We start from the raw sequence: 23,508 nt of genomic DNA, 5'->3' as shown, positions 1-23,508 counted from the left end.
GCTTTGTCCCGCCTTTTTTTTTGATCAGACTGCCCCAAATGAGACAACCTTTGTATTTATTTTTTTTGTCTTCTAATCTAAAATCTTCCCTTTTTCAAATTTAAGAATCGTCGCAGGAAGGATTACAAAATCTGCAAACAAGGCAAAAGCAATTACAATAGAACTGTATAATGCCATGTCTGAGTTAAGTGCAAATTTTGATTGGGTTAATGCGCCAAAACCTGATACCAAAATAATTGAAGTAAATATTAACGGCGCTCCAACTTGTCGAAATGCATATAAAATTGCCTCATTTTTGGAAAGACCATCATGAGTTCCTCTTAGATACTTGGTTAAATAATGCACTGTATCATCAACAGCAATCCCAAGAGTAATCATCCCAACAATGGCAACGGACATGTTTACAGGAATCTGAAAAAATCCGATAATTCCGAAAACAATTAAAATAGGCCAAACATTGGGGATCATGCTAAATAAACCAATCCTGACTGATTTAAAAGTGATCATTAAAACGATGGTAATCAAAAGTAAAGAAATCCCTATGCTTCTTAAAATTCCCGGAATAGCAATCACAAATAGCTCACCAAACATAACTGGAACGCCAACAGCAGTGGCATGTATAGAAGGTGTGTTTTCTTGCATCCAGGCAGAAATCTCATCAATGTTTTTTAAAAGCTCGAAGGAGGAATAAGATTTTGCAAATGCTGTAACCCTCGTTGTCCTGTTTTGAATATCAATTTGATTGGTTAGCTCCATGCCCTGCGGTAAACTCATCTGGTAAAGAAGCATATATTGGGCTATTAAACGTTTGGCGTTTATCGTGTCACCCTCGGCAGTAATCTCGTTATTCTCAGGGATTCTGTAAAAGGATTCATCGTTGCCATGCATGGTTTTATTAATACGTTTTATAATATCTACAATGCTTGAAACGTAAGTCATTCCGTATTCCGGGCGGGAGTTTATAAAATTTTGGAATTGCTCAATTTTTTTTAGATATGCCGGATCATAAATGCCATTTTTTTCCCCGGAGTCGAAACGATATTCAACCGGATTGACACCAATAATATTATTATCAATATAATCGGTAGCCTGCCGGAAATCTGTTTCCGGGGCAAAATATTTTACAGCGGTGTTATCAATTTTAACTTGGAAAATAAAATAGATTGCAAAAACGGTTGTTACTAAAGCTGACCAGCGGATTGGCTTTTGGAATTTGGTTACAAAGTTCGCCAAACCTTCATACCCGGTTTGTTCTTTTTGTTTGATTTGTTCTTCATTAACTTCACGTTTCTTAAATGGAATCAGTGATAAAAATGCCGGGAGTGTAAATAATGATGCATAAAATGCAAACAACGTTCCTGTTCCTGCAAATAAACCCAAATCTTTAAAAGGTGGAATAGCCTGAGTTATTAAACTGTAAAAACCAATCGCAGTTGTTACCGAAGTAATTAAGCAGGGAATAAAATTTTTCTCGATGGTATAAATTACAGAACCTTTTTTATCAAGACCATTTCTTAGCCCTCTGTAAAATACAGCCATTACATGAACAGAATCTGCTACGGCCACAGCGATTAACATTTGTACCACATTTACCGTGGCATTAGTAAGGGAAAAATCAAGGAGCCCGACAAATAAAGCTACTGTTACAAAAACAGAAGTAGCCAGAAGTCCAATCGGAAAAAACGTTCCCCAAAATGCACGAATAGTAAGGGTTAAAATAATAATGATAAACAAGAACATCATGGGCATTAACGTTTTAATATCGTCTTCAGCAAATTTTTGGAATGCGGTATTTAACATCACCGTTCCACCCAATTTTATTTCCAGGTTCGGGTTATAGTTTGGATTGTCAATTTCCTGGCCATTTTCATCATTTATTTTAGGCGAGGTGATTTTTGCTGTAAGCTGTTCAACAGCCTGGCGCGCTTCTGCATAACCTGTAGGAAAATCCTGTGGAATTATTACGCGCATTTGGATTTGGGTTATATCACCTTTTTGTGAGATTAGGAAATTGGGCATTAACGGGTCTTCCAAAGCCAGTTTTTTCTTTTCTGCCAATTGATCAGCCGAAAGTGATAATTCCGATACAAAGTCTTCCACCAAAAGGTCATCATCTTCAACATAGGTGTAGTTAAAGTTTGTTAAACCGTCCACACGGCTTACATAAGGTATTTGCCAGGATTGATCGGTTAAAAGCATTAAACTGGCTAAATTTTCATTTGTAAAAACATCACCATTTTTTGCCACGGTTACAATTATCAGGTTTTCTTCTTTGGAGAAAACTTGTTGAAATTCATCATACGCCAGCATTTCCGGGTTGTCATCATCAAACCAAACATGATAGTCGCCATCGAAAATGGGTGGTGCAGGTACATGGTTCTCATCTTTCGCCAGTGGGTTGTTTTGAATGGTTTGCATATATTCAAGATGCTGGTTAAAAACGTTGGCCCTCTCCTGCATTCCAAACATTAAAATCGCTAAAAAAACAAAATTTATAATTATAATAGGCCATCTGTATTTAAGTACAAATTCACCAATTTTGCGGGGATTATTTCCAAACATACTTTTCCTTTCAAGTAAGATTGTTTATTAAAAATTAAATAATAGCTCAAAGATAAGGCGGTCTGTGTGTTCGAAATTCTTTAAGGGATCTGTATCTGAGGTTAAACTCAAATAACTGAGTTTAGCTGTAAAATTTTCAAAGAATCTTTCTGAATACTCCAGGCTCATGATTAAATCACCATCTTTGTAATTATAAAAACCACCGGCCAAAAAACTACGATCACTCGTGTTATTAAACGTGTACCGAAGCCCGCCAAATAAATGGTTTTGAAATGGACGAAAGCTTTCCAATTCGGAAGCATCTTTTCCACTGTCTGTATCGCCAATAACCTCAACTATTGTTCCAAGATCATGGTTCTCTATAAAGGGCGAATAAAAACTGTATTCAAACCCTACGGTATAAGCAAAAAAGGACGGTTTTATTAATTGGCCTAATTGGTTCTGTACCTTTTTTGTATAAGTGGTTTGGGCCATTTCTCCCTTAACCAGCCAGGACTCGATCACACCCTGAAAAGCTAATCCGCCTTTTTGAATAAGCCGGTATTGATGGACAAAATTAGAAAATGAAAGATCGGTAGGTACAAATCCCGGAAAGCGGTTGTAGCCGTTAAAGTAAAAAAAACGCGTATCCAAGCTTTCCCAAAATGTGCGCGAATAACTGAGGGCAAATTGTGGCCGCCATTCTTTATTCTCATCCTGGTAAATATGATCTTTTGAATTATTGGAAATATTTAACCCAAAGCTAAAGCGGTTATTCTCAACCGGGAAACGAGTGCCGCGCATATATGGCAGGTAATAAATCTCAAAAAGCTGTTCAATATCTGTATCGGGTATGTATCGAAACCGAACAGCCAATTCCGAAAATTTTTGAGCATCAAGGAAATCACTTTCCAGGTCTGTTTGATTTAAAAAATCTGCATGAGAAATACTTTCAACGGTTTTCCAACTAAAAATTTGCAACCCGGCACGTATTTCAAAGTTATCTGTAAAATAATCTATAAACAGATCTTCAATCTCCAACCGGTTGCGATTTTCATCATCTGCATCAAATTGAAAACGTGGTGTAAAACGAATTTCCAAAGGAGCATCAAACAAAAAGGTTAAATTTAGTTTGCCTTTAATAGTGTTTACATTTTTCGGAAATGAAGCAACCGGTGCTTTTTTTGGAAAATACCAGGTTTCGGCACCAATTTCTCCGGAGTAAAAAATCGATGTTTGTTCTGATAGTTGAATACTTTGTGCATTGACTACCGAAAAACAAAAGCCTAAACTGAACAATAAAAGAATAATAGTTTTCATATGGTTATTTATTTCGTTGGAGGCTTCGTTTAGTAAAATCTTTTTCTTTTAAGCCAACTTTATGTTTACGATTTTTAAATATTAAAATACTGGTTTTTCCATTTTGCAGGTTTTCCATTGTCATTTTGCCAGCACGCCAGGCACCTGTACTAAATTGCTCCCAATTTTTAAAAGTGAGCACTTTTAACAAGCTGTTTTTACGGTCAATAAATTCGTTTCGTAACATGAGATGTGTATTTTTATCGTACCATGTTTTTATTCTTAAATAACCGCTGTTTTTATATGTGGGAATACGGTCAACCAAATAACAATCGACATCACCTAATTTATCTTCACCAAGATATTTGTACTCAAAACGATCCAGCGTATTGCCAGAAATATCTTCATAGGCAAACTCTGATCCCATAAAAGCACCGGATTTATTTTTGGATGAAATTCTTTTTACACGTCTTAACTCTGGCAGGTATAACCATTGTTGATCATCACCTGCAGGATTTTGGTAAGTTAGTAAACCTGTTCCCCGTACATCCGGTGGATTAAGGAAACGAATGATTGAATAATCTTCAGAATTTTCGCGTTCAAAAGTCATATTTTTTAAATGACGAACTACTGAATCATTTTTTGCATTAACCAGGTACATGGTTGTTTCAACAACTTCATCTACAAAACCGCGTTGGGTAGCATTAGCCTTTTCAGCAATTTCACGCCCGCTTTGGGCAAACAGACCCGTGCTTAAAATTAAAAGAATTATTAATTTATCCATCTCTCTTCCTCTCAATTAATTAGTTGTTAAATATTTTTTTGTTTTCTACAACTATAGATTATGCAGAATAAATCCAATTAGATGTTTTTTTTGAGAAGAAATATAATGGGTAAAAAATGCGTCGTATTGATAAATCATGAAAAAGAGTTGACTTATTACGACAAATTGAAAATTATGCATCCCTTTTCCCTTATTAATTTGGGCATGAAACAATCTTAAAATAAAAGAGGTACATACCAGTTCTTTAAAATGTAGTATGGAGAATAGATGGCACAGGTAACAGTCAGTATTGTAAATTTAGTTTTAAGAACCGCAGATCAATTGGGTCTTGATAAAAATCTTCTTATAAAACAACTGGGCATTGATAATGATGTTTTACAAAAATCAGAAAATTATATCCCGTGTTCTGTCCATGGAAAATTACTTGAATTGGTTGTTCAAAAAACAGGTCTCTCCCATTTCCCAATAGAATGTGGGAGAAATTTTGAACCGGGCAATTTAAATATACTTGGATATCTAATCTCAAATGCGCCAAACATGCGTGCTGCTTATAACTTCGGTGCCCGGTTTGACCAAATTGTTGGCGATGGTATGAAGTTTAGTTTTGAAGAAACTGAAGAATATATTATAAACTATGTTGATGTAACTGCACCGGAACTTGAGCCCTATAAAAGGTATTGCGCTGAGGCATGTACTGCGCAGGTTGCAACCCTTAAAAGGCAGGTAATCGGCAAAGATATCAATCCGGTCAAAGTTCATTTTCAACATTCAGAACCAAAGAATTTGCAACCATATCTGGATTTCTTTAAATGTGATGTTATGTTTGATCAAGAACGAAATTGTATTTTTTTTCCAGTTTCAATAATGGATGAACCAATTTCGCATGCGAACCCGGATCTTTTTATTATGTTTCAAAAATATGCAGAAGATACCTTGGAAAATATAGGCACAAGGAACCTGATAACACAAGCTGTTTCAAAAACCCTTATCGAATTATTACCAACGAACAATGCAACCTTAGAAATTGTAGCGAATAGGATGGCTGTTGGTATCAGAACTCTTCAACGACAGTTAAAACTTGAAGGTAACACGTTTAACGAAGTTTTAAAGAAAGTAAGGAAGGAGATGGCAGAACGGCAGTTACAAAATTCAACAATCCCAATCTCCGAAATATCGTATTTGCTAGGGTTTTCTGAACCAAGTATTTTTCATCGTTCATTTAAAAAGTGGACAGGTCAAACACCTGGCGATTTTCGGCAAAGAGCACTGGCCTAAATTATATAAAGTATTGGCTTCTTTACCAAAGGTCTTATTTAAGTTTTATCATCAGCGCGTTGGAAACAGCCCGCTCGCCGCTTACATCTGAGGGTGAATTTACAATTTTATCACTAACAACCATGGTTGTCGATCCTCCGCCATCAAGATTTAAAGCATCATAAGCTCCAAATTGAATCATTAAATTTGCTAAATCCGGTAAACTAATTCCAATGCTGGATGCTTGCCTGCCATCGATGGTAACCAAGTATAACCGGGTCTTATCTTTATTATAAGCAATTGCCGTCCTAGGATGATTTCCGAACAGAAAATGGCTGCGGTTTTTTCCTACTTTGTCATAACTTTCGATAGCGCTATTTTTACCTTTTGTTACAAGCTGAGTAAATCCACCAACGAGATTAGCCAGTTTTGATGGCATGTTTTCCAGTGAAATATAAACCTTTATGGTGTCGCCTTTTTCAATAGAGCTTTTTATAAGTTCCGCGCCGGCATCATGGCCGCTCAAAACATAGTGACCCGGCCGGATTCTCATGTTACCTTTGCCTTTCTGCAGTTCTTCAGCAACAAAATAAAGTGTGTCATTTACAGAGGCTTTGTTTAGCAAACGTAAATCGATTTCAGTGCCCCATTGGTTTGTAGTGCTGGAAGGCCCAAAAAAACCATTATAAATAATAAGCTGGTTTGTTTCTCTGGGTTTATTTACCCCGTCAATTTTTACAACTTTCTTTTTAGTAAATAAATTGGCGGAAAAATTGATCTTATTAATAAAAGGAAGGTCTGATTCATCAAACCCTATTGTTGTGAATGTTTTACCCGGCATGCTAACAAGCTCACCATTTGTCACAAATGCGTTTGTGGAATAACCGCCTTTTTCGTAAAAATCTGCATTAATTGCTGCAATTATTTTTTGGTTTTGATTGGTTTCTCTGGCTACCATAGAACTGACCGTTTCATTGCCGGCAACAGAATCATAGGCGGTTATAGCAATAATGTCGAGTTTGGGACTGTTAAGATCTATCTCAAGAAAGTTTATTAACAAAGGTTTGTTGGAATCAAGAAGTTTTTTGTAGATTACGCCTTTGACGGGTTCATTGTGATCAACCGTTTCTAGTTGAAACGATTGTGCAAAAAGTATGTTTGCTAAAGCTATAAAAAGGATAGTTTTAAATGTGATTTTCATTTTTCACCGGGCTAATTGTTTTAAATAAAATTGTGTACCAAAGTTGAATATACAGGAAATATTATGCAAGTCAGAATTATTAAATGGATCTGTTTTTTTCTACTGATAAGTTTATTGTCTACATCTGCTCAAACTGTTAAAACCGGTTTAGATCGGGTTGGCAGTTATTATCATTTATTTGAAGGAAAGCGACTTGGGATCGTAACAAATCATACTGCTCTTAATGCAAAAGGCCAACATATAACGGATGTTTTTAAAGATATGAAAAATGTTACGGTTGCAGCACTATTTGGCCCGGAACACGGCGTGCGAGGTAATGCAGCGGACGGTCAAAAAATCGAATCAGAAACTGAAGCTGAAATACCGGTTTACAGTTTGTACGGGAAAACCAAAAAACCAAATAGTGAGATGTTGAAAAATGTGGACTTATTGGTTTTTGATATCCAGGACATTGGTGCCCGCTTTTATACATATGTTTGGACTATGAGTTACGTGATGGATGCCGCTGAAGAAAATAATATTCCGCTTGTGGTTCTTGACAGGCCAAATCCAATTACATGTAAAATAGTTGAAGGAAACTGTGCTGATACATCAACTTTCGTTGGCCGCTTTCCAATTCCAGTCCGGCATGGAATGACGATTGGTGAGCTTGCAAAATTATTTAAAGGGGAGAGTTGGATATCTTCAAATTTAGATTTAACCATTGTTCCTTTACAAAACTGGAAACGTGAATATTGGTTTGATCAAACCGAATTAACATTTACAGCTCCGTCACCAAATATGCCCAATCTTGAAACAGCAACTGTTTATCCCGGCATGTGTTTGCTCGAGGGGACAAACCTTTCAGAAGGGCGGGGAACAGACAAACCTTTTATAATATTTGGCGCACCCTGGATTGATAGTAAAAATCTCAGAAATCATCTTGAATCGTTGCAATTTGATGGAGTTAGTTTTACAGACACCACTTTTATCCCTGTTACAATTCCCGGAAAAGCTGTTCGCCCCAAATTTGAAAATAAAAAATGCAATGGTTTAAAGGTAATTGTTGATGACAGAGAAAAGTATAAATCTTATCAGACGGGCGTATTCTTAATCAATGCTTTGTACCAGCTGTATCCAGGGCAGTTAGAGTTTAAACGAAAACATTTTGATCGGTTGGCGGGTTCATCAAAAATCAGGCGTGCAATTCTGGGTGGATCGTCTAAAGAAGAATTAAAAACTTTAATATCTTTAGGATTGGATTCTTTTAAGCAAAAAAGAGAAAAAAACTTATTGTATTAGTCTCTTAATCTGGAGATTTTTAAATATCCAGTTTATAAACATTGGTATCGCGTTTTTCAAAACCAAGTTTTTTATAAAGTGAATTAGCGGCGGTACGCCACGGTGAGCTAGTCAGGTTCACCGTGGACACTCCATTTTCTTTTGCAAAATCAATTGCATGCAGGGTCAATTTTTTTCCAACACCTTTACCTAAAGATTCTTTATCTACAACTACATCTTCAATCACAGCTTTGGTACTGGTTGGGATTTTTACAATAACCAGAGTGAGCATCCCGCATATTTTCATTTTGTCTTCAGCTACAAATAAAAATGAGCTCTCGGAATCTATGATACTTTTTAACCTGTTTTTTGAAAGAGGTTTCGCACTTTCAGAAAGTTGCGGGAGTAACTTATTTAGGGCGTTTAAAATATCAATAGAGTACTCTTTTATTTCGAAAATTTGCATATGCAATTTTCCCAAATTTAATTTTTTACAATTGCTTCCATTTTTTTGAGAATCTCAGGATTGGGTAAGCCCGTTTTTTTGTTTACCAGAAAAACAAAATTCGAGGCCATAATTTCTTCCGGATGCATTATGTAATTTGTATTCTTTCCAATTTGCTTCCAAAAATCAGGCAGCGTTTTGGGACTTGGATTATGTAAAACTGGATTTCCATCAAAAAAAACAGGCTGCCAAATGTTTTCTTTTTTTTCCACCTGCATTAACTGAAAACCAAAACTTTGAAAAATTCCGCCCGGTTTGCTTTCATCATAAACTGGTGCCCGAGAATAAATCAAAGGTGTCAAGGTTGTGGGTTTTCCTTCTATTTCCACATCTATAATTGTGTTTAAGTCCGGAGCATCCGGGTTGCTTAAGCGGCGATCATCCCATTCTTGAGGAAGGTCAATTTCATTTGTTTGTTTAAATCCAAAGATGTTATATAATTCTTCTCTTTTTATTTTATTGTGGCGTGAATACACATGGGCGATTTCATGAATAAACATTTTGTATACAACACTATCAGGAGTGTTTTCTATCATTGGCGCGGTTATCATTATTGCATTTTGGCGGGTGTATGCAGTTCTTGCACCACCAATTTCATTGGAAGTTGTTTTAATCATGATGATATCTTTTGGCAGGTTTAGATTTAGCTCTTCTAACCGTGGCCCTACTTTTTTAGAAAATGTTGAAATTTTATGGACTTCACTATCTGGCCATTCTATTACATTCTTAGCTAAATGTTCTATATAAGTTTCTCTTGAAACAGGTGTAGAAGATTGCATAGAAGAAGACCTGTCCCAGGCACTAACCACCTTTAAAAAATCATCTTCCGTAGAGACAATTTTTGCAGCAAGGTTTGAATCAGCAAAAACAATATTTGTAGATGCAGTTAGACTGGCGTGTTTTAAATTTCGATCTTGTGGAGACTGGCAAAAAATAAAAGCGGCAGTGATGGAGATAGAAAGAAAAATTTTCATAGTGAAGCCTTTCTTTTGTTAAATGGCACTGCAATTTAGACTAATTTGTTAACATCTCCAAACAACGGTTTTTTACATAATGCTGTTTGATGTTGCCTTGGTTTCATTGCAAAAAGTTGGTTAAAATTTATTGCAAGAAGTATCTTTTATTGATAACCTCCGTATTGCTAATTTGAAAATTTTATAAAGGGATGCGCGAAATGAGATCCAATTTATCAACCAGAATAGCTTTATTTACTATAGTTGCCATAACTTCAATTTATTTCGGTTTTTATTTTAGCGATTACACTACACCAAATCTGGCTGGTGTTCCAAAAATTTCAAAAAGTGAAGCTGTTGAAAAAGTCCACGAAATTCTTGATAATTATGGATTTGATTATAGCCAATATTATGAATTTGGCTACTTTAGTTTTGATGGAACAGGATCAGATTATTTGGTTTCCGAACTTGGTGCGCAAAAGTATAACGAAATCGCCCAAAATGAAGAGCTACCCTTAAGTTTCTGGCAGTTTGAGTATTATAAAAATGTGCCCAAAAATATTGATGAAGATTATATGCGTGTCCGTATATCACCTTCCGGGAAATTCGTATCCTTCTTTCACTCACCACCCGATTCACAAAAAGCTGAGTTTGTAAATGCAGAGCAGGCTGCGCAAATTGCTGAACAGTTTATTGAAAGCATTGATGACCTATCCTTAGAAAACTATTCTGTTGAAGACACAAGACACCAGGAAAAGGAAAACCGTTCTGAAACCCGCCTTCAGTATGAGAAAAATGTAGCCCAAACTGAAGCAAAAGATATTATTGCGGTAAGTTTAATCGGAAAAAAAGTAAACAGTGTCAACCACTATTTTAATGAACCTCAGGAAGCAAATGCCGACTCTTTTGGAGGCGCAAATGTTTTGTTTAATATAATTGCTATTTTCGTATACCTGGGATTAACACTGCTAAGTCTAGTACTTTTTCTTCAACGTTATCATGATGGTAAAATTAGTGTTAAAAAGGCCGTTTGGGCTGGGATTGGCACTTATTTTGTTTTGGTAATTATGGCCATCAACACTTGGGATTTATGGGCTTTTGGGACAAATATTGCTAGTCTTGGTCGCCTATATATGAAGTTTGTTCTTCTTGGTGTTCAAATGACTATAACATATATATTTTTATTTACAAATACATTCACTGCCTGGGCAAATGGAGATTTTGAACTTCAGGGGCGGCAATCAAAATATTTGAGTGGGATTGACAGCATTTTAAACAGAAACTTTATTACAAAAAATATAGGATTTGAAGTTCCAATCGGATTGGCTTATGGCGCTATTCTTTTTGGATTTTTGCAACTTGTTAATTATTCAATGATAAATATTTTTGGTGCACAAGCTGAAGTAAAAGGAAATTTGTCTTATTTTTCCAACTATTTCCCAAGTCTGACATTGGCAACTTCTGTCATTTATTTTGCTCTTTTTGATGAAATATTTTTCAGGAAATTTTTACTGGTTTATTTTAAAAACAAAACCAGGTCTACTTTTTATGGATTATTAATCTCTGCAATTGGTTATGCTTTTGTCAATGTGTTTTTTGGAAACCTGTTTGAATTCTGGCCATCGTATTACACGCTTATCCCATATTTTGTTTTAGGTATTATTCAGGGCTGGATTTTTCTTCAGTATGGATTATTGGCATCAATAACATCGGGTTCATTTTTTATTACCCTGCAAGGTGTGCGCTTCTTATTTGCCTCAGGTGTATCCGGCTATATGTTTGATGGAATCTTGATATTAAGTGTTTTTGTAATCATGCTGGTTATTGGGATTATCGGGTTGTTAAAAGGAAAATCATTCAAATATACTGTTGAGATGGAACCGCCACATATTAGAAGAATCAAAGATAGAACACGCATGCAGCAGGAGCTGGAAATTGCCAAGAAAGTGCAACTTGGCTTACTTCCCAAGGAACAACCTTCTTTAAAAGGATATGATATTGCCGGCGTCTGCATCCCTGCGTTGGAAGTTGGCGGAGATTATTTTGATTTTATTCACTTAAAAGATGGGAAGCTGGGAATTGCTATTGCAGATGTTTCCGGTAAAGGAGTTCCCGCGGCCATTTATATGACACTAACAAAAGGCATTTTGCAATCGCATGCGGAATCCACTCTGTCGCCCAAAACAGTGCTTTCAAAAGTTAATAATCTCATGTACCGCACCATCGACCGATCTTGGTATGTAAGCATGTTTTACGCTGTGATCGATCCGGTTAGCCGAAAGCTAATTTTTTCCCGGGCAGGGCATAATCCGGCAATTGTTTTAAACCAGAATAAAAAAGACCCGCAATGGCTGCAGCCGGATGGAATTGGTTTGGGATTGGAAATTGGCGAAATCTTTACCAAAACCCTGGTTGAAGGGGAGCTTCAGCTTGAAAAAGGCAATACACTTATCTTTTATACGGATGGTTTTACAGAAGCAATGAATGAGCGCGAAGAAGAATATGGTGAAGAACGTTTTTTAAAATTCTTAAACGAAAACGACAATGGTTCTGCCAAAGATTTGGTCAATAAAGCTGTCACAGAAATCCGCAATTTTGCCGGGGATGCTTTGCAGCATGATGACATGACTATGGTGGTGTTAAAAGCATTTTAGGTTTTCCATCTGTATTATTTGACATATCGGCAAAAAATGACTACTTTTTTATGGTTATAAAAAAGAGAGCATTATTATGGATGCAATTGCCATTAAAGAACTAAAGTCAAAATTGTCATTTTATATAAATAAAATTGAACAGGATGGAAATGAGCTTCTTGTTAAAAAGCATAATAAGGTCGTTGCGAAGATAGTTCCTTATTCCCCTAAAACAGAATGGGAAAAAGCTCAAAAAGAATTAGAAGGATCGGTCAGTTTTTATAAAGATCCTACAGAACCTGTAGCTGAAGATGAGTGGGATTTGTAATGCTTCTATTGGATACTCATGTTTGGGTTTTTTATTATACAAAACAATTTCAGCATCTATCGAAACCAGCCTTAGACGCAATTAATAATGAAAAATCACTTGCTATAAGCCCAATTTCGGGTTGGGAGCTGGCCCAGTTAGTAAAAAAGAAAAGAGTTAAACTGGAGATTGATATAATTCGTTGGATATCATTAACAAGAAAAGATCAAAGGCTTTTGTTGTTAGATTTGTCTCTCGACATTCTTGTTCAATCAGTTCAATTCGATGACTTACATAAAGATCCTGCAGACAGGATAATCGCAGCAACTTCAATTGTTAACTCTATACCTTTAATTACAGCCGATAAAAAACTTCTTCAATATTCAAAACTTGATACAATATGGTGATTTTATAGGAACCTGGTATTATGGAAAATCCCCTCGAGCAACGTGTTAAAGACCTGGAACAACAACTTGCCGATCTTAAAAAAGTTGTTGCAAAACTTTCACCGGAAAAAAGGCAAGAACCACAACCGCCTACTCCGGTAAAAAAAACAGAAAATCCATTTATCTCACCGCCAATAAATAATCTAAAAAAAGAAATAAAAGCTAAGGTTAAGAAAGATCAAACCCAAAGCAGTGAAAAATGGCTTGGGCGTTTAGGTATTGGCCTGCTTTTATTCGGGGCCGTTTTTCTGTTCAAATATTCAATTGATCAAGGCTGGATAACACCGCTTGTCCGCGTTTTATTTGGTATCGGGCTTGGAATTATTTTGTTTATTTTTGGCTTACGCTTGTACGATCGAAATAAAATGCTAAGCCGTCTTCTCCTAGGTGGCGGAATTGCCACTTATTACATTACGATATTTTCCGCCTTTCAGCTGTATGGTCTTATTTCACATGGAATGGCTTTTGCCTTTATGATCCTGGTGACAATTTCCGCCTTTCTTTTAGCGCTGCGCCAGGATGAACCCGTTTTGTCGCTTATTGGGATTATTGGCGGACTGCTGACTCCATTTCTATTGTACACTGGAGAAAGCAATATTCCTGGATTGGCAAGTTATACATCGCTATTAATCATCGGATCCAGTGTTACTTATATGAAGCGTGGATGGCGGGCTTTACTTTGGGTCACATCCTGGGGTGGATGGATTGTGTGGTCAATTTCTGTTTATAATTTGCCTGCTTCCGAGTTTGGATATTTACTTGAAAAATGGAGTGTTCAAATCGGGATAATAATAACCTGGCTTTCGCTTTGGGCTTTGCCGGTTTATCGAGAGTTTTTGCATCTTGCTAATCCCGAGAAGTGGCCAAATCCTAATCTTGATACACTTGATAACAGGGTTTCCAGGCAGTTTGCCGATTTCGTCCGTCGCCATCTTTATTTTCTTTCTTTAAGTACACCAATCGTCGGAATGGTTTTGGTTCCTATAATCTGGAGTTTTTCTAAGGAAACTACCGGATGGATTATAATGGCCTTAAGCCTGGTTTATTTTTGGTTATTTATAAAATACCGTCTGCATGATCAATTAAAAAATCTGTTTTATTTACATGGATTAACCGCAACCTTACTTTTAACCTGGTCTTTTTTACTTATTTTTGATGGAAACACACAGTTTTTTGTTTTAGCTACAGAGTCCTGGATTCTATTTTTAATTGCTGAAAGAACCAACGATTCAAAACTTAGAACGTTATCTAAAGTTTTTATCAGTGTGATGGGATTTGTACTTCTAATAAGATTATTTACACTAAGTGCAAGTTCTCCGTTTATTTTTAATAGGCGTTCTCTAACGGACTTAGGTTTTATCTTAATGCTTGGCCATTCTGCATACCTAATAAGAAATCATCAACAATCTATATTGAATTTTGCTTTTATGCACATTGGTATTATGGGTTGGCTTTTAAGGGAATTGCAAGGTTTCGATAATGGGCAGGCGTTGGTTACAACTGGTTGGGGTATTTTGGCCTTAATAGTTTTTGTATTCGGGCTGCGTAATTCTAAAGTGGAGTTACGTTATCTTGGATCGGCTACAATTTTTATTGTGGTCGGAAAGCTTTTTATTGTTGACCTCTCCGAACTTGAAACAATTTGGCGGATTATTTTATTTATAGGTTTTGGCGGATTACTGCTTATTGTAAGTAATTATCTTAGTAAATTAATTTCTAAACCAAAGGAAACAAATGAACCTGAGAAGTAAATGTGCTCTGTTTTCTATCCTTTTTTTATTGTTGATTGGATTTTGCCAATCTGCAACAGTTGATACAGTTTTGGTTTATAGCCCCAAAATGGAGAAAGAAATTTTTACAGTTGTTGTGATTCCTGAAAATGGAAATGTCCAAAAATTTCCATCAGTATATCTTCTGCATGGCTATGGTGGCAGCCATAAAGATTGGTCGTCACACATGGATTTAAAACCTCTGGCTGAGCAATATCAATGTATTATTATCTGCCCGGATGGTTCTAAAGCAAGTTGGTACCTAGACAGCCCGGAAGTGAAAGAAAGCCAGTATGAAACTTTTGTGGCCAGTGAACTGGTCACTTTTATTGATTCAAAATACCCGACAATAAAATCTAAAAACAAAAGAGTAATAACCGGATTAAGTATGGGTGGACATGGGGCATTGTACCTGGCAATCCGGCATCCGGATTTATTTTCAGCAGCAGGAAATATGAGCGGAGTTGTTGATTTACCAAATTCTTCGGTTAAGAAAGAGCTGGCTGTAAAATTGGGTTCATTCGAAGAATATCCGGAGCGTTGGAAAGAAAACTCCATTGTAAATATGATTGAACAAATTCGTTCGGCAAAGCTTGCTATTTTAATTGATTGCGGTGTAGATGATTATTTCGCAAATGACAACCGTAATTTGCACAAACTACTATTAGATGCCAATATTGACCATGATTATGTGGAACGCCCCGGTGGCCATAGCTGGGATTACTGGACACGGGTTCTAAAGTATCATATCCTCTTTTTTAATGAACATTTTGAAAATGGTGAAGCAAAGTGATCACTTTGTATAAAAAGAAAGATTGTGCTTTTTGTGATGAAATTGAAGCCGGTTTTAGAGAAATAGTTTTAGCATATAAAATTGGCAATACTCTCGATCTTACAAAAGAGGAGCAAGGAAACTTACCTCTGATTATAGAGAATGAAAAGCGGATTAGCGGTAAAAGCGCAATTACAGCTTTTCTAAATGATACAAAACAGCTGATGACACAATGGCAAAAATTTCAAAGTGATTCTTGTTATTTGGATGGTGATGGAAAGGTTTGTTAAATGGAAAGTAAAGATATAATCCTTAAGCTGGAAAAGAACGGTCTCGTTTTTGAGAGTCTTTTTAAAAACATCACAGAAGAACAAATTTCCTGGAAGGCTAATGAAAATAAGTGGTCAATGCTGGAAATTGTTTGCCACCTGCTCGATGAAGAAAAAGAAGACTTCCGTCAAAGAATTGACTTTACTTTGAACAACCCGGGAGAGGCCTGGCCGGCGATTGATCCACAGGGTTGGGTAAGATCACGCAATTATAGCGGCAAAAATTTTGATGAAACCCTGAACCAGTTCTTAGCCGAAAGAAAGAAATCAATAGAGTGGCTTTATAATCTTAGTAATCCAAATTGGCAGGTCTGTTATCTGCATCCAAAAGCAGGCGAGGTGAGTGCAGAACAATTGCTGGCAAACTGGATTGCTCATGATTTGCTGCACATTCGCCAAATTACAGCAACAAATTATGCTTACCTTTTATACAAAACAAGCCCGATAAAACTTGACTATGCAGGTAAGTGGTAAACTTTTAAATATGACAAACAAGCCTTTCAAACTCTTGTTTCTTTTCTCTTAAATCTTTAATCTTACCGTTCAACTCACTTAAAAAAAATAATGCCGAAGAAATTCTTAAAAAACGATATTTGCCATAATTGTAAAACGCATATCGGTGATAATAATTATTGCCCAAATTGTGGACAAATCAATTCGCATAAACAAATACATTTAGCTCAAATTTTAAAAGATTTACTGGGTGATTATTTTACTTTTGACAGTAAGTTTTTTAGAAGTATTTGGCCGCTTGTTGGTAAACCCGGTCACTTAACAACAGAGTACGTTTCAGGTAGAAGAAATACCTATATCTTACCCTTGCGGTTGTATATATTTACAACCTTTCTTTTTTTTCTAATTCTTTCTCTAAGCAGTAAAGTTGATCCTTTTCAAATTGAAGAACAGCAAAAACATAATGTCACTGCTGACAGCCTGCGGCAATTTTTAGGCTCATATAAACAAGATATCCCTGAAGATATTCGTGAAAAATTAGTGCTCGATTTAGGCATAAATTATAAACTTGAAAAAAAAGAAAAACGTGACTTTACAAGCAGTTTTGTTGATAGTATAAAAGAGTATCTCGAATATGCAAATCCTCAGATTAATGATACTTTATCAAGTTATTATTCAACAAAAATTTATTCCGTATTCAAATTTTTTAAACGTAATGGTCGGGTTTCGAAACCAGCCGATAAGAAGCTTATGGAAAAGTTGTTGGATGAAGTGAATTATTCGCAGGAATCGAAGGACTTATTTTTTAGCAGGATTGATACAGGTTATATTTATCGAAAAACAGTTTGGAAAAGTCAAAATGTAAATATAACATTTTCCGGCGAGGACACAGCCTCTGTTGGCTTCTTAAGGGAATTGGAAAAAAAAGCTGAATATATGTTTTCTCAAGGGAGCAAAGGCATAGCCATTTTTTGGAGTGAACTGATTCGGCAAATCCCTAAAATTATGTTCCTTGTTTTACCTTTGTTTGCACTGCTTCTTAAACTGTTTTATATCCGGCAGAAAATATTTTATTTTAATCACCTGATATTTGCTCTGCACGTCCATTCACTTCTTTTTATGTACCTGATTATTGCAATTCTAATTCCAAATGGATGGGTGATCGCTGGGAGCATTTTAGCCATTTGGGTACATACATTTTTGGCATTTAAAAATGTTTACCGGCAGGGAAAAATTCTAACTTTTTTTAAATTAAATTCAATTTTGCTGATTTATTCTTTCGTAAATATCTTTGCATTTATTCTATTATCAATGCTGGCCGTCTGGTCAGTTTAAACCGAAAGTAATTTGTGCGTGAAATAATAAAAGAACGTTTTGTTTTCAGCCTGAAGTATTTTATTGGCCTAATTCTTTTAGGCTGGATTTTGTATAAGGTAGACCGTCAAAAGATGGTTGAAACCTTACTTAACCTTCAAATCGAAACTATAATAATTGTACTACTTTTTGCACTGATTAATCTATCGCTTCAATTTCGTTTATGGAAATATCTGATTGAAAGCCATTCTCATCATTACAGGATTAAAGATCTGCTTCCTTCTTTTTTTGCAGGATTTGCTCTCCGCTTGATGATTCCCGGAGGTCATGCCGAAGTGACAAAAGTTTTTTTATTGCAGGGTAGAAAACGTGGTAAAGTTATCGCTTTTGGTGTTGAAAAAATTTTCCAGACAGCCCTGAAAGTTGTTTTAGTTTCTTTTGCTTTATCCATCGTTTTCCCGGATTATAATTTACTTTGGATTGTTGGTGCCTTAATAATTGTCGGATTTTTTCTTTCCCCCATTTTTTTAAAAAAAGAACGTTTTCAAAAATTTCAGGAAAAGGAAGTTGCATATCCAAAAATCTTTTTTACTTCATTGATTCATTCCCTGCCAATTTTTGCCTGTATTACTTTGCAATATTTTTACCTGCTTAACCAGTCTTTTGATGTTACACTTTTTCAAACGGGGATCGTAACTGTTTTCATCTGGGGTGCAGGGTTAATTCCGATTTCAGTTTCCGGGTTAGGTGTGCGGGAAAACCTGGCTGTTTTTTTCCTTGCGCAATACAGCGTTCCGGGGGCTGCGGCAGTTGGAATCTCTTTGCTTGTATTTTTTATCAACGCCATTATTCCAGCCATTATTGGCATTTTTACAATTATGAAACGACGCCACGATATTAAAGAAGCCGGCGGCGAAATTAAAAGAATGACAAAGAATGTTTATCAGCAAGGCAAGAAACGTTTTAATGGAAAAAAGAGCGAAGAAACAAGATTGAAGAATAAAAATTAAAAACTGAAGAAATACTATTGGCCCGGTCTTGGTATACGTGGCCAGGGAAGAAAAGATAAAATGTCAAGATCAGCTGAAAGTTGGATTAAGGAACTCGGTCTTATTAAACATCCTGAAGGAGGCTGGTTCAAAGAAACATATCGCTCATCAGAGATAGTTTTAACTGAAAGCCTGCCGGATCGTTTTACAGGTGACCGCTCATTTTCAACCGCTATTTATTTCTTGCTGACATCAAGTGAGTTCTCCGCATTTCATCGCATAAAGCAAGATGAGATTTGGCATTTTTATGATGGCTCGTCATTGACCATTCACGTAATTGATCCGAATGGAAAATATTTTACTTTGAATCTGGGCAAAGAAATTTCTGAAAAAGAAAGCTTACAAATTGTTGTTAAATCCGGTTGGTTATTTGGCGCAACTGTAAACCTCGAAGAATCATTTTCTTTGGTTGGATGTACAGTTTCTCCCGGTTTTGACTTTGATGATTTTAAAATGCCTGATCGTGAAGAGTTGTCAATGCAATTTCCGCAACATCAAGATATAATCCGCAAACTTACCCGCGATAAATAATCCTCTAAATGGTTTTAAATTCCAATCCTCAATATGTTTGAAACGGATAAAGATTTTATATATTTTAAACAGACACCAACACAAAACTCATGATCATGCAAGATAAAAAACCAATTTTAGTGGATATTCCACAGGCATTTTATTCTGATGAAACCAATGCACCTTTTATGAAATGCCTTAATTGTGAGTGCAACCTGCTTGATAATCATACACAGTATATTATTGAAAAAGCTATAAAACGATATAAAGACTATTCCAGCACTGACACCATTTTTGAATACGCAATTTGTTTAAATTGTCACCAAAAATTTATGAGTGTTTATTCCAGCGAATCATTAAGTAATATTCAAAACTATTTTATAGAAAATGCCCATTTTGATGAAATGCGCGAAGGCTTAGTGGAAAAACTGGAAGACGGTACTTTTGAAATAGATGAGTGGATTTCCAACTGTGTTATAAAGGGCACATCGGTGAAAGAACTAACAGAATACCAAATCGGTGCTCAATTTGTTGGAAATAAAATGGCTGTTTCGCAAATGCCTTTTATGATTGGTGGTGCAGCTATGGATGATGTAATGATGCTGCTTTCCGATAAAACTATCGATGAGATGAATGGTTTTATTGATGAATTTTTTGGCTTACCTCCGGATTTAAAAAAGCTGTTGAAGGATAATGGGGTTTTAATTTTTTAACAGCTATTTTTACCTTCCCTTTTGAATAAACTTCTTTCTTACATAAAATTGACAAACTAATTGCATCAGTTTGACAATCCTTTTGACTAAAATAATATTTTTACTAAACAATTTTTTAGAAAGAGGGTTTAATATGCGCATTTTATTATTTTTTGTCCCATTCTTGATATTTGGCAATATCCATGGGCAGGCAAAAACCTGGGATATATTAACTTATTCAAATCAGCCGTATTCCAAAGTTGTTTTAGATACATTGGTAAAAGACTCTTTGCAAGTAAAAGTATTTGATAAGATTTATAAAATTCCAGTGGATTCAATTGCAACACTTAGGCGAGAGCGGGAATCATACACAGGTACTGGAATTTTAATCGGTGTAACAAGCGGGGCAATACTTGGGGCAAGTATTAGTGGGAATAATAAAGGAAACGGTTTGTTTACTGACGTGGGAAATGCCATGGAGAAGGTTACAGGTCTTTTATTTGGCTCTTTATTAGGCGGTCTTTTTGGTGGGGCTATTGGGTCAGGACTAGGACAGGATGAGTTTTATAGTTTTGTACAAAAAACACATAATGAAAAAGTTGATATTTTAAATGAAATTATTAGTGACTCAAACTTAGCTCAGAAGTATTCCAACAGGAAAATACACTCAGGAGATTAAAAATTTTAAAAATGAGTACAACTCAATAACACTAAACTTTTTCACTATTTGTAAATCATGTTAACATAAATAGATAATTCCGTTTACAGAAATTAAATAAAATCCAATTTTATCATTGAAAACGCACCTTTTAAAAGCGGCATGATAATTGATTTCCTTGTTTATAGATTTAACTAAATAAGGAAAATGAGATGAAATTAGGATTACAACTTTCAATTTTAGCAGTTATTTTTTTTACCGGGTGTATCCAGGAACCGGATGTTATAATTACTTCACAAAATATTCAACGCTTAAACACAGGAGAGTATCAGGTTATTTTGTGTGATAGTTTACCACCGGACGCAGTTCAAGGATTTTATAATGGGACTCACTGGGAGGCGACTGTTCCTGTTTATAAATATGTCCTTAATTCCACTGTTGAAAATGTTGGGGATGATGGTGCAGCTGAGGTAAAGGGCAATGTTTCAATTTATAACAAAGGTTATGAGGTGGAAAGCTTTAGTATTTACTATGCGGCGCTTTTACCATCGGGATACGGGACATCCTCAAAACAAACTTTGTCCATCACGGACTATGATTCATTTGATATTAGTTTGAACTATTGGGATGCTGACTCTGAAGAACATGATGATGATTGTGATTGTTATTAAAAAAGATAACACTATCTGTGTTTTAGAATTATCAATATAAAAAGGCTCTGGTCAGTTGAAAACCAGAGCCTTTTTATTTTATGATGTTTCGACTATTCTTCCAAAGTACTTAAATCGCCTTCATCCTGACCCAGCGCCCTGGCTTTTAAAACACGACGCATTATTTTCCCGCTTCTTGTTTTGGGTAATGCATCAACAAATTTCACTGTTTCCGGTTTAGCAATTGGGCCCATCTCCGATGCAACATGATCTTGCAAATCAGCAGCTAGTTCTTTGCTTTCTGCTTCTCCGGCCTTTAAAATTACAAAAGTATGAATTGCGTTACCTTTTAGTTCATGAGGAAGGGCAATTGCCGCCGCTTCAGAAACAGATGCGTGACTAACAAGAGCGCTTTCAATTTCTGCTGTTCCCAGACGATAGCCACTTACTTTTATTACATCATCAATCCGGCCAATAACCCAGACATAACCATCTTTATCAATACGTGCAGAATCACCGGCCTCATACCAGCCCTGTTTTTCATAGCTTTTCCAGTAGGTATTTACATAACGCTCTTCGTCATTCAAAATGGTTCGCGCCATTCCCGGCCATGGATTTTTAATAACCAATTTACCTTCTTCACCGGCCTTTACTTCTTTACCTTCATCGCTGACAACGGCGACTTCATTTCCAAAAAATGGTTTGGTTGCCGAGCCGGGTTTGAGTGGCGTTATTGGTAATGGCGTAATCATAAATCCGCCTGTTTCAGTTTGCCACCATGTATCCATAATTGGGCACTTCTCATTTCCAATAACCTTGTGATACCATTTCCATGCTTCCGGGTTGATCGGCTCTCCTACCGAACCAAGTAATCTCAATGATGAAATATCATATCTTTCCGGCCATGCATCACCAAATCTCATTAGGCCACGTATAGCTGTTGGTGATGTATATAAAATCGTGATTCCATATTTTTCAACCATTTGCCACCAGCGGCTCGGATATGGATGGTTTGGCGCACCTTCATACATCATTACAGTGGATCCATTAATCAAAGGTGCATAAACAATATAGCTATGACCTGTAATCCAACCAGGGTCGGCAGCACACCACCAACGGTCGTCATCTTTTACATCAAATACCATTTTGTGTGTTGTTGAGGTATAAACGCTGTAGCCGCCGTGAGTATGAACCTGTCCTTTGGGACGGCCTGTTGTACCGGAAGTATAAAGGATAAAAAGCATATCTTCGGCATCGGTCTGTTCGGTTTTTAATTTGGCATTGGCAATTGGCAATCCCATTAAATCATGATACCAGAAATCACGGTCATTTTCCATATAACATTCTTCACCGGTACGTTTTACACAAATACACACTTCAATCCTGGGAGAACGTTTAATCGCTGCATCGGCTATGTCTTTCAAACGAGTTGGTTTACCGCGACGATATCCACCGTCAGCCGTAATTAAAACCCTGCTCTCAGCATCCTCAATTCTTTCAGCAAGGGCTTCCACGCTAAAACCGCCATAAACCACACTATGTGCAGCTCCAATCTTGGCACATGCTAACATGGCAATTACTAACTCCGGAACCTGGGGCATGTAGATTGTAACCACATCACCTTTTTGTACACCCATGCTTTTGAGAACATTTCCAAACTTTGATACCTCGCGGTTTAAGGCATGATAAGAATAAGTTTTAAGATCGCCCGGTTCACCTTCCCAAATAAGGGCCAGTTTATTCCTGCGCCAAGTTTTTAGGTGTCTGTCTATAGCGTTTTGAATGATGTTGGTTTTTCCGCCCGTGAACCATTTATAGAAAGGCTTTTTACTGTCATCGAGAACCTTATCCCATTTTTTGTACCATTCAAGCTGTTCCGCCTGTTCTGCCCAAAAGCCTTCACGATCTTCAATAGACCGTTTATACATCTTGTCATAATCCTGCACATTGGCCTGTTTTATAACTTCTTTGGATGGATAATAAACATCGCCTTCTATTTTTGAACCCATTCTAGTCCTCCAAAAGGTGTGAAAGTTCCAAGTAATTTATTTTTTTTATTAAATTTTTGTTAAGATTGTGTTAAATTAAATGATTGCGTTTTTAAATAATAAGAAGATAGCTTTTCGATT

The 23,508-nt window shown here is 36.3% G+C and carries 22 protein-coding genes; 15 read left to right on the top strand and 7 right to left on the bottom strand.

Annotated features, from left to right (window positions below; genetic code table 11):
• Positions 1–72: 72 nt before the first annotated feature.
• From HND50_05435 to HND50_05425, 3 genes are read right to left on the bottom strand one after another with little or no spacing between them, the layout of a single operon-like run.
• Positions 73–2,562 (bottom strand): MMPL family transporter, encoded by a 2,490-nt coding sequence (locus HND50_05435; protein ID NOG44651.1) that lies wholly within the window; start codon positions 2,560–2,562, stop codon positions 73–75.
• Positions 2,563–2,589: 27 nt separating this feature from the next.
• Positions 2,590–3,861, bottom strand: a complete 1,272-nt coding sequence (locus HND50_05430) for a hypothetical protein (protein ID NOG44650.1) — start codon at positions 3,859–3,861, stop codon at positions 2,590–2,592.
• Positions 3,862–3,865: 4 nt separating this feature from the next.
• On the bottom strand, positions 3,866–4,624 hold the full coding sequence (locus HND50_05425; protein ID NOG44649.1) for an outer membrane lipoprotein-sorting protein: 759 nt from the start codon (positions 4,622–4,624) through the stop codon (positions 3,866–3,868).
• A gap of 267 nt (positions 4,625–4,891) precedes the next feature.
• On the opposite strand from HND50_05425, the gene HND50_05420 reads away from it, so the two are divergent.
• Positions 4,892–5,899 carry an AraC family transcriptional regulator gene (locus HND50_05420; GenBank protein ID NOG44648.1) on the top strand — a complete coding sequence of 336 codons (1,008 nt, stop codon included), beginning with the start codon at positions 4,892–4,894 and terminating at the stop codon, positions 5,897–5,899.
• 34 nt (positions 5,900–5,933) lie between these two features.
• Here HND50_05420 and HND50_05415 read toward each other — a convergent pair whose 3' ends face one another.
• On the bottom strand, positions 5,934–7,079 hold the full coding sequence (locus HND50_05415) for a phosphodiester glycosidase family protein (protein ID NOG44647.1): 1,146 nt from the start codon (positions 7,077–7,079) through the stop codon (positions 5,934–5,936).
• 63 nt (positions 7,080–7,142) lie between these two features.
• On the opposite strand from HND50_05415, the gene HND50_05410 reads away from it, so the two are divergent.
• The gene (locus tag HND50_05410) at positions 7,143–8,360 is read left to right on the top strand and encodes a DUF1343 domain-containing protein (GenBank protein NOG44646.1); all 1,218 of its coding nucleotides are present in this window, start codon (positions 7,143–7,145) and stop codon (positions 8,358–8,360) included.
• A gap of 19 nt (positions 8,361–8,379) precedes the next feature.
• Here HND50_05410 and HND50_05405 read toward each other — a convergent pair whose 3' ends face one another.
• Positions 8,380–8,805, bottom strand: coding sequence for a GNAT family N-acetyltransferase (locus HND50_05405; GenBank protein NOG44645.1), 426 nt, complete (start codon positions 8,803–8,805; stop codon positions 8,380–8,382).
• 17 nt (positions 8,806–8,822) lie between these two features.
• Positions 8,823–9,818 carry a hypothetical protein gene (locus tag HND50_05400; GenBank protein ID NOG44644.1) on the bottom strand — a complete coding sequence of 332 codons (996 nt, stop codon included), beginning with the start codon at positions 9,816–9,818 and terminating at the stop codon, positions 8,823–8,825.
• Between the two features lie 200 nt (positions 9,819–10,018).
• Here HND50_05400 and HND50_05395 point away from each other — a divergent pair, with 200 nt between their 5' ends.
• The 13 genes from HND50_05395 to HND50_05335 all read left to right on the top strand — a co-directional run bounded on the left by HND50_05395 (position 10,019) and on the right by HND50_05335 (position 21,400).
• The gene (locus tag HND50_05395) at positions 10,019–12,451 is read left to right on the top strand and encodes a SpoIIE family protein phosphatase (GenBank protein NOG44643.1); all 2,433 of its coding nucleotides are present in this window, start codon (positions 10,019–10,021) and stop codon (positions 12,449–12,451) included.
• 76 nt (positions 12,452–12,527) lie between these two features.
• A complete protein-coding gene (locus tag HND50_05390) occupies positions 12,528–12,758 on the top strand; it encodes a type II toxin-antitoxin system Phd/YefM family antitoxin (GenBank protein ID NOG44642.1) in 231 nt (76 codons plus the stop codon).
• Positions 12,758–13,144 (top strand): type II toxin-antitoxin system VapC family toxin, encoded by a 387-nt coding sequence (locus HND50_05385; protein ID NOG44641.1) that lies wholly within the window; start codon positions 12,758–12,760, stop codon positions 13,142–13,144. The genes HND50_05390 and HND50_05385 overlap by 1 nt, the downstream gene beginning before the upstream one ends.
• Positions 13,145–13,164: 20 nt before the next feature.
• On the top strand, positions 13,165–14,934 hold the full coding sequence (locus HND50_05380) for a DUF2339 domain-containing protein (protein ID NOG44640.1): 1,770 nt from the start codon (positions 13,165–13,167) through the stop codon (positions 14,932–14,934).
• A complete protein-coding gene (locus HND50_05375) occupies positions 14,918–15,745 on the top strand; it encodes an esterase family protein (protein ID NOG44639.1) in 828 nt (275 codons plus the stop codon). The genes HND50_05380 and HND50_05375 overlap by 17 nt, the downstream gene beginning before the upstream one ends.
• On the top strand, positions 15,742–16,014 hold the full coding sequence (locus tag HND50_05370) for a hypothetical protein (protein NOG44638.1): 273 nt from the start codon (positions 15,742–15,744) through the stop codon (positions 16,012–16,014). The genes HND50_05375 and HND50_05370 overlap by 4 nt, the downstream gene beginning before the upstream one ends.
• Positions 16,015–16,527, top strand: a complete 513-nt coding sequence (locus tag HND50_05365) for a DinB family protein (protein ID NOG44637.1) — start codon at positions 16,015–16,017, stop codon at positions 16,525–16,527. It abuts the gene before it with no gap.
• A 90-nt stretch (positions 16,528–16,617) separates the two neighbouring features.
• Positions 16,618–17,841 carry a DUF3667 domain-containing protein gene (locus HND50_05360; protein ID NOG44636.1) on the top strand — a complete coding sequence of 408 codons (1,224 nt, stop codon included), beginning with the start codon at positions 16,618–16,620 and terminating at the stop codon, positions 17,839–17,841.
• Positions 17,842–17,855: 14 nt separating this feature from the next.
• On the top strand, positions 17,856–18,830 hold the full coding sequence (locus HND50_05355; GenBank protein NOG44635.1) for a flippase-like domain-containing protein: 975 nt from the start codon (positions 17,856–17,858) through the stop codon (positions 18,828–18,830).
• Positions 18,831–18,890: 60 nt separating this feature from the next.
• Positions 18,891–19,400 (top strand): cupin domain-containing protein, encoded by a 510-nt coding sequence (locus tag HND50_05350; GenBank protein NOG44634.1) that lies wholly within the window; start codon positions 18,891–18,893, stop codon positions 19,398–19,400.
• A gap of 95 nt (positions 19,401–19,495) precedes the next feature.
• Entirely contained in the window at positions 19,496–20,092 is a 597-nt protein-coding gene (locus tag HND50_05345; GenBank protein ID NOG44633.1) for a hypothetical protein, read from the top strand.
• Positions 20,093–20,225: 133 nt separating this feature from the next.
• Complete coding sequence (locus tag HND50_05340) at positions 20,226–20,750, top strand: hypothetical protein (GenBank protein NOG44632.1); 525 nt, start codon at positions 20,226–20,228, stop codon at positions 20,748–20,750.
• A gap of 191 nt (positions 20,751–20,941) precedes the next feature.
• Positions 20,942–21,400, top strand: a complete 459-nt coding sequence (locus HND50_05335; GenBank protein ID NOG44631.1) for a hypothetical protein — start codon at positions 20,942–20,944, stop codon at positions 21,398–21,400.
• Between the two features lie 92 nt (positions 21,401–21,492).
• Here the strand turns inward: HND50_05335 and acs are convergent, their stop codons facing one another.
• Positions 21,493–23,388, bottom strand: a complete 1,896-nt coding sequence (gene acs, locus HND50_05330; protein NOG44630.1) for an acetate--CoA ligase — start codon at positions 23,386–23,388, stop codon at positions 21,493–21,495.
• Positions 23,389–23,508 lie beyond the last annotated feature (120 nt).

It is taken from the genome of Calditrichota bacterium (assembly GCA_013112635.1).
Classification (GTDB): domain Bacteria; phylum Calditrichota; class Calditrichia; order Calditrichales; family J004; genus JABFGF01.
This window is presented reverse-complemented; position numbering and strand designations above follow the sequence as displayed.

What these genes read in the sequence shown, in the direction of transcription:
- HND50_05405 (NOG44645.1), bottom strand. Translation starts at nt 8,805, where the DNA reads ATGCAAATTTTCGAAATAAAAGAGTACTCTATTGATATTTTAAACGCC.
- HND50_05380 (NOG44640.1), top strand. Translation starts at nt 13,165, where the DNA reads ATGGAAAATCCCCTCGAGCAACGTGTTAAAGACCTGGAACAACAACTT.
- HND50_05365 (NOG44637.1), top strand. Translation starts at nt 16,015, where the DNA reads ATGGAAAGTAAAGATATAATCCTTAAGCTGGAAAAGAACGGTCTCGTT.
- HND50_05415 (NOG44647.1), bottom strand. Translation starts at nt 7,079, where the DNA reads ATGAAAATCACATTTAAAACTATCCTTTTTATAGCTTTAGCAAACATA.
- HND50_05390 (NOG44642.1), top strand. Translation starts at nt 12,528, where the DNA reads ATGGATGCAATTGCCATTAAAGAACTAAAGTCAAAATTGTCATTTTAT.
- HND50_05340 (NOG44632.1), top strand. Translation starts at nt 20,226, where the DNA reads ATGCGCATTTTATTATTTTTTGTCCCATTCTTGATATTTGGCAATATC.
- HND50_05420 (NOG44648.1), top strand. Translation starts at nt 4,892, where the DNA reads ATGGCACAGGTAACAGTCAGTATTGTAAATTTAGTTTTAAGAACCGCA.
- HND50_05385 (NOG44641.1), top strand. Translation starts at nt 12,758, where the DNA reads ATGCTTCTATTGGATACTCATGTTTGGGTTTTTTATTATACAAAACAA.
- HND50_05345 (NOG44633.1), top strand. Translation starts at nt 19,496, where the DNA reads ATGCAAGATAAAAAACCAATTTTAGTGGATATTCCACAGGCATTTTAT.
- HND50_05335 (NOG44631.1), top strand. Translation starts at nt 20,942, where the DNA reads ATGAAATTAGGATTACAACTTTCAATTTTAGCAGTTATTTTTTTTACC.
- HND50_05400 (NOG44644.1), bottom strand. Translation starts at nt 9,818, where the DNA reads ATGAAAATTTTTCTTTCTATCTCCATCACTGCCGCTTTTATTTTTTGC.
- HND50_05430 (NOG44650.1), bottom strand. Translation starts at nt 3,861, where the DNA reads ATGAAAACTATTATTCTTTTATTGTTCAGTTTAGGCTTTTGTTTTTCG.
- HND50_05410 (NOG44646.1), top strand. Translation starts at nt 7,143, where the DNA reads ATGCAAGTCAGAATTATTAAATGGATCTGTTTTTTTCTACTGATAAGT.
- acs (NOG44630.1), bottom strand. Translation starts at nt 23,388, where the DNA reads ATGGGTTCAAAAATAGAAGGCGATGTTTATTATCCATCCAAAGAAGTT.
- HND50_05435 (NOG44651.1), bottom strand. Translation starts at nt 2,562, where the DNA reads ATGTTTGGAAATAATCCCCGCAAAATTGGTGAATTTGTACTTAAATAC.
- HND50_05360 (NOG44636.1), top strand. Translation starts at nt 16,618, where the DNA reads ATGCCGAAGAAATTCTTAAAAAACGATATTTGCCATAATTGTAAAACG.
- HND50_05350 (NOG44634.1), top strand. Translation starts at nt 18,891, where the DNA reads ATGTCAAGATCAGCTGAAAGTTGGATTAAGGAACTCGGTCTTATTAAA.
- HND50_05425 (NOG44649.1), bottom strand. Translation starts at nt 4,624, where the DNA reads ATGGATAAATTAATAATTCTTTTAATTTTAAGCACGGGTCTGTTTGCC.
- HND50_05375 (NOG44639.1), top strand. Translation starts at nt 14,918, where the DNA reads ATGAACCTGAGAAGTAAATGTGCTCTGTTTTCTATCCTTTTTTTATTG.
- HND50_05395 (NOG44643.1), top strand. Translation starts at nt 10,019, where the DNA reads ATGAGATCCAATTTATCAACCAGAATAGCTTTATTTACTATAGTTGCC.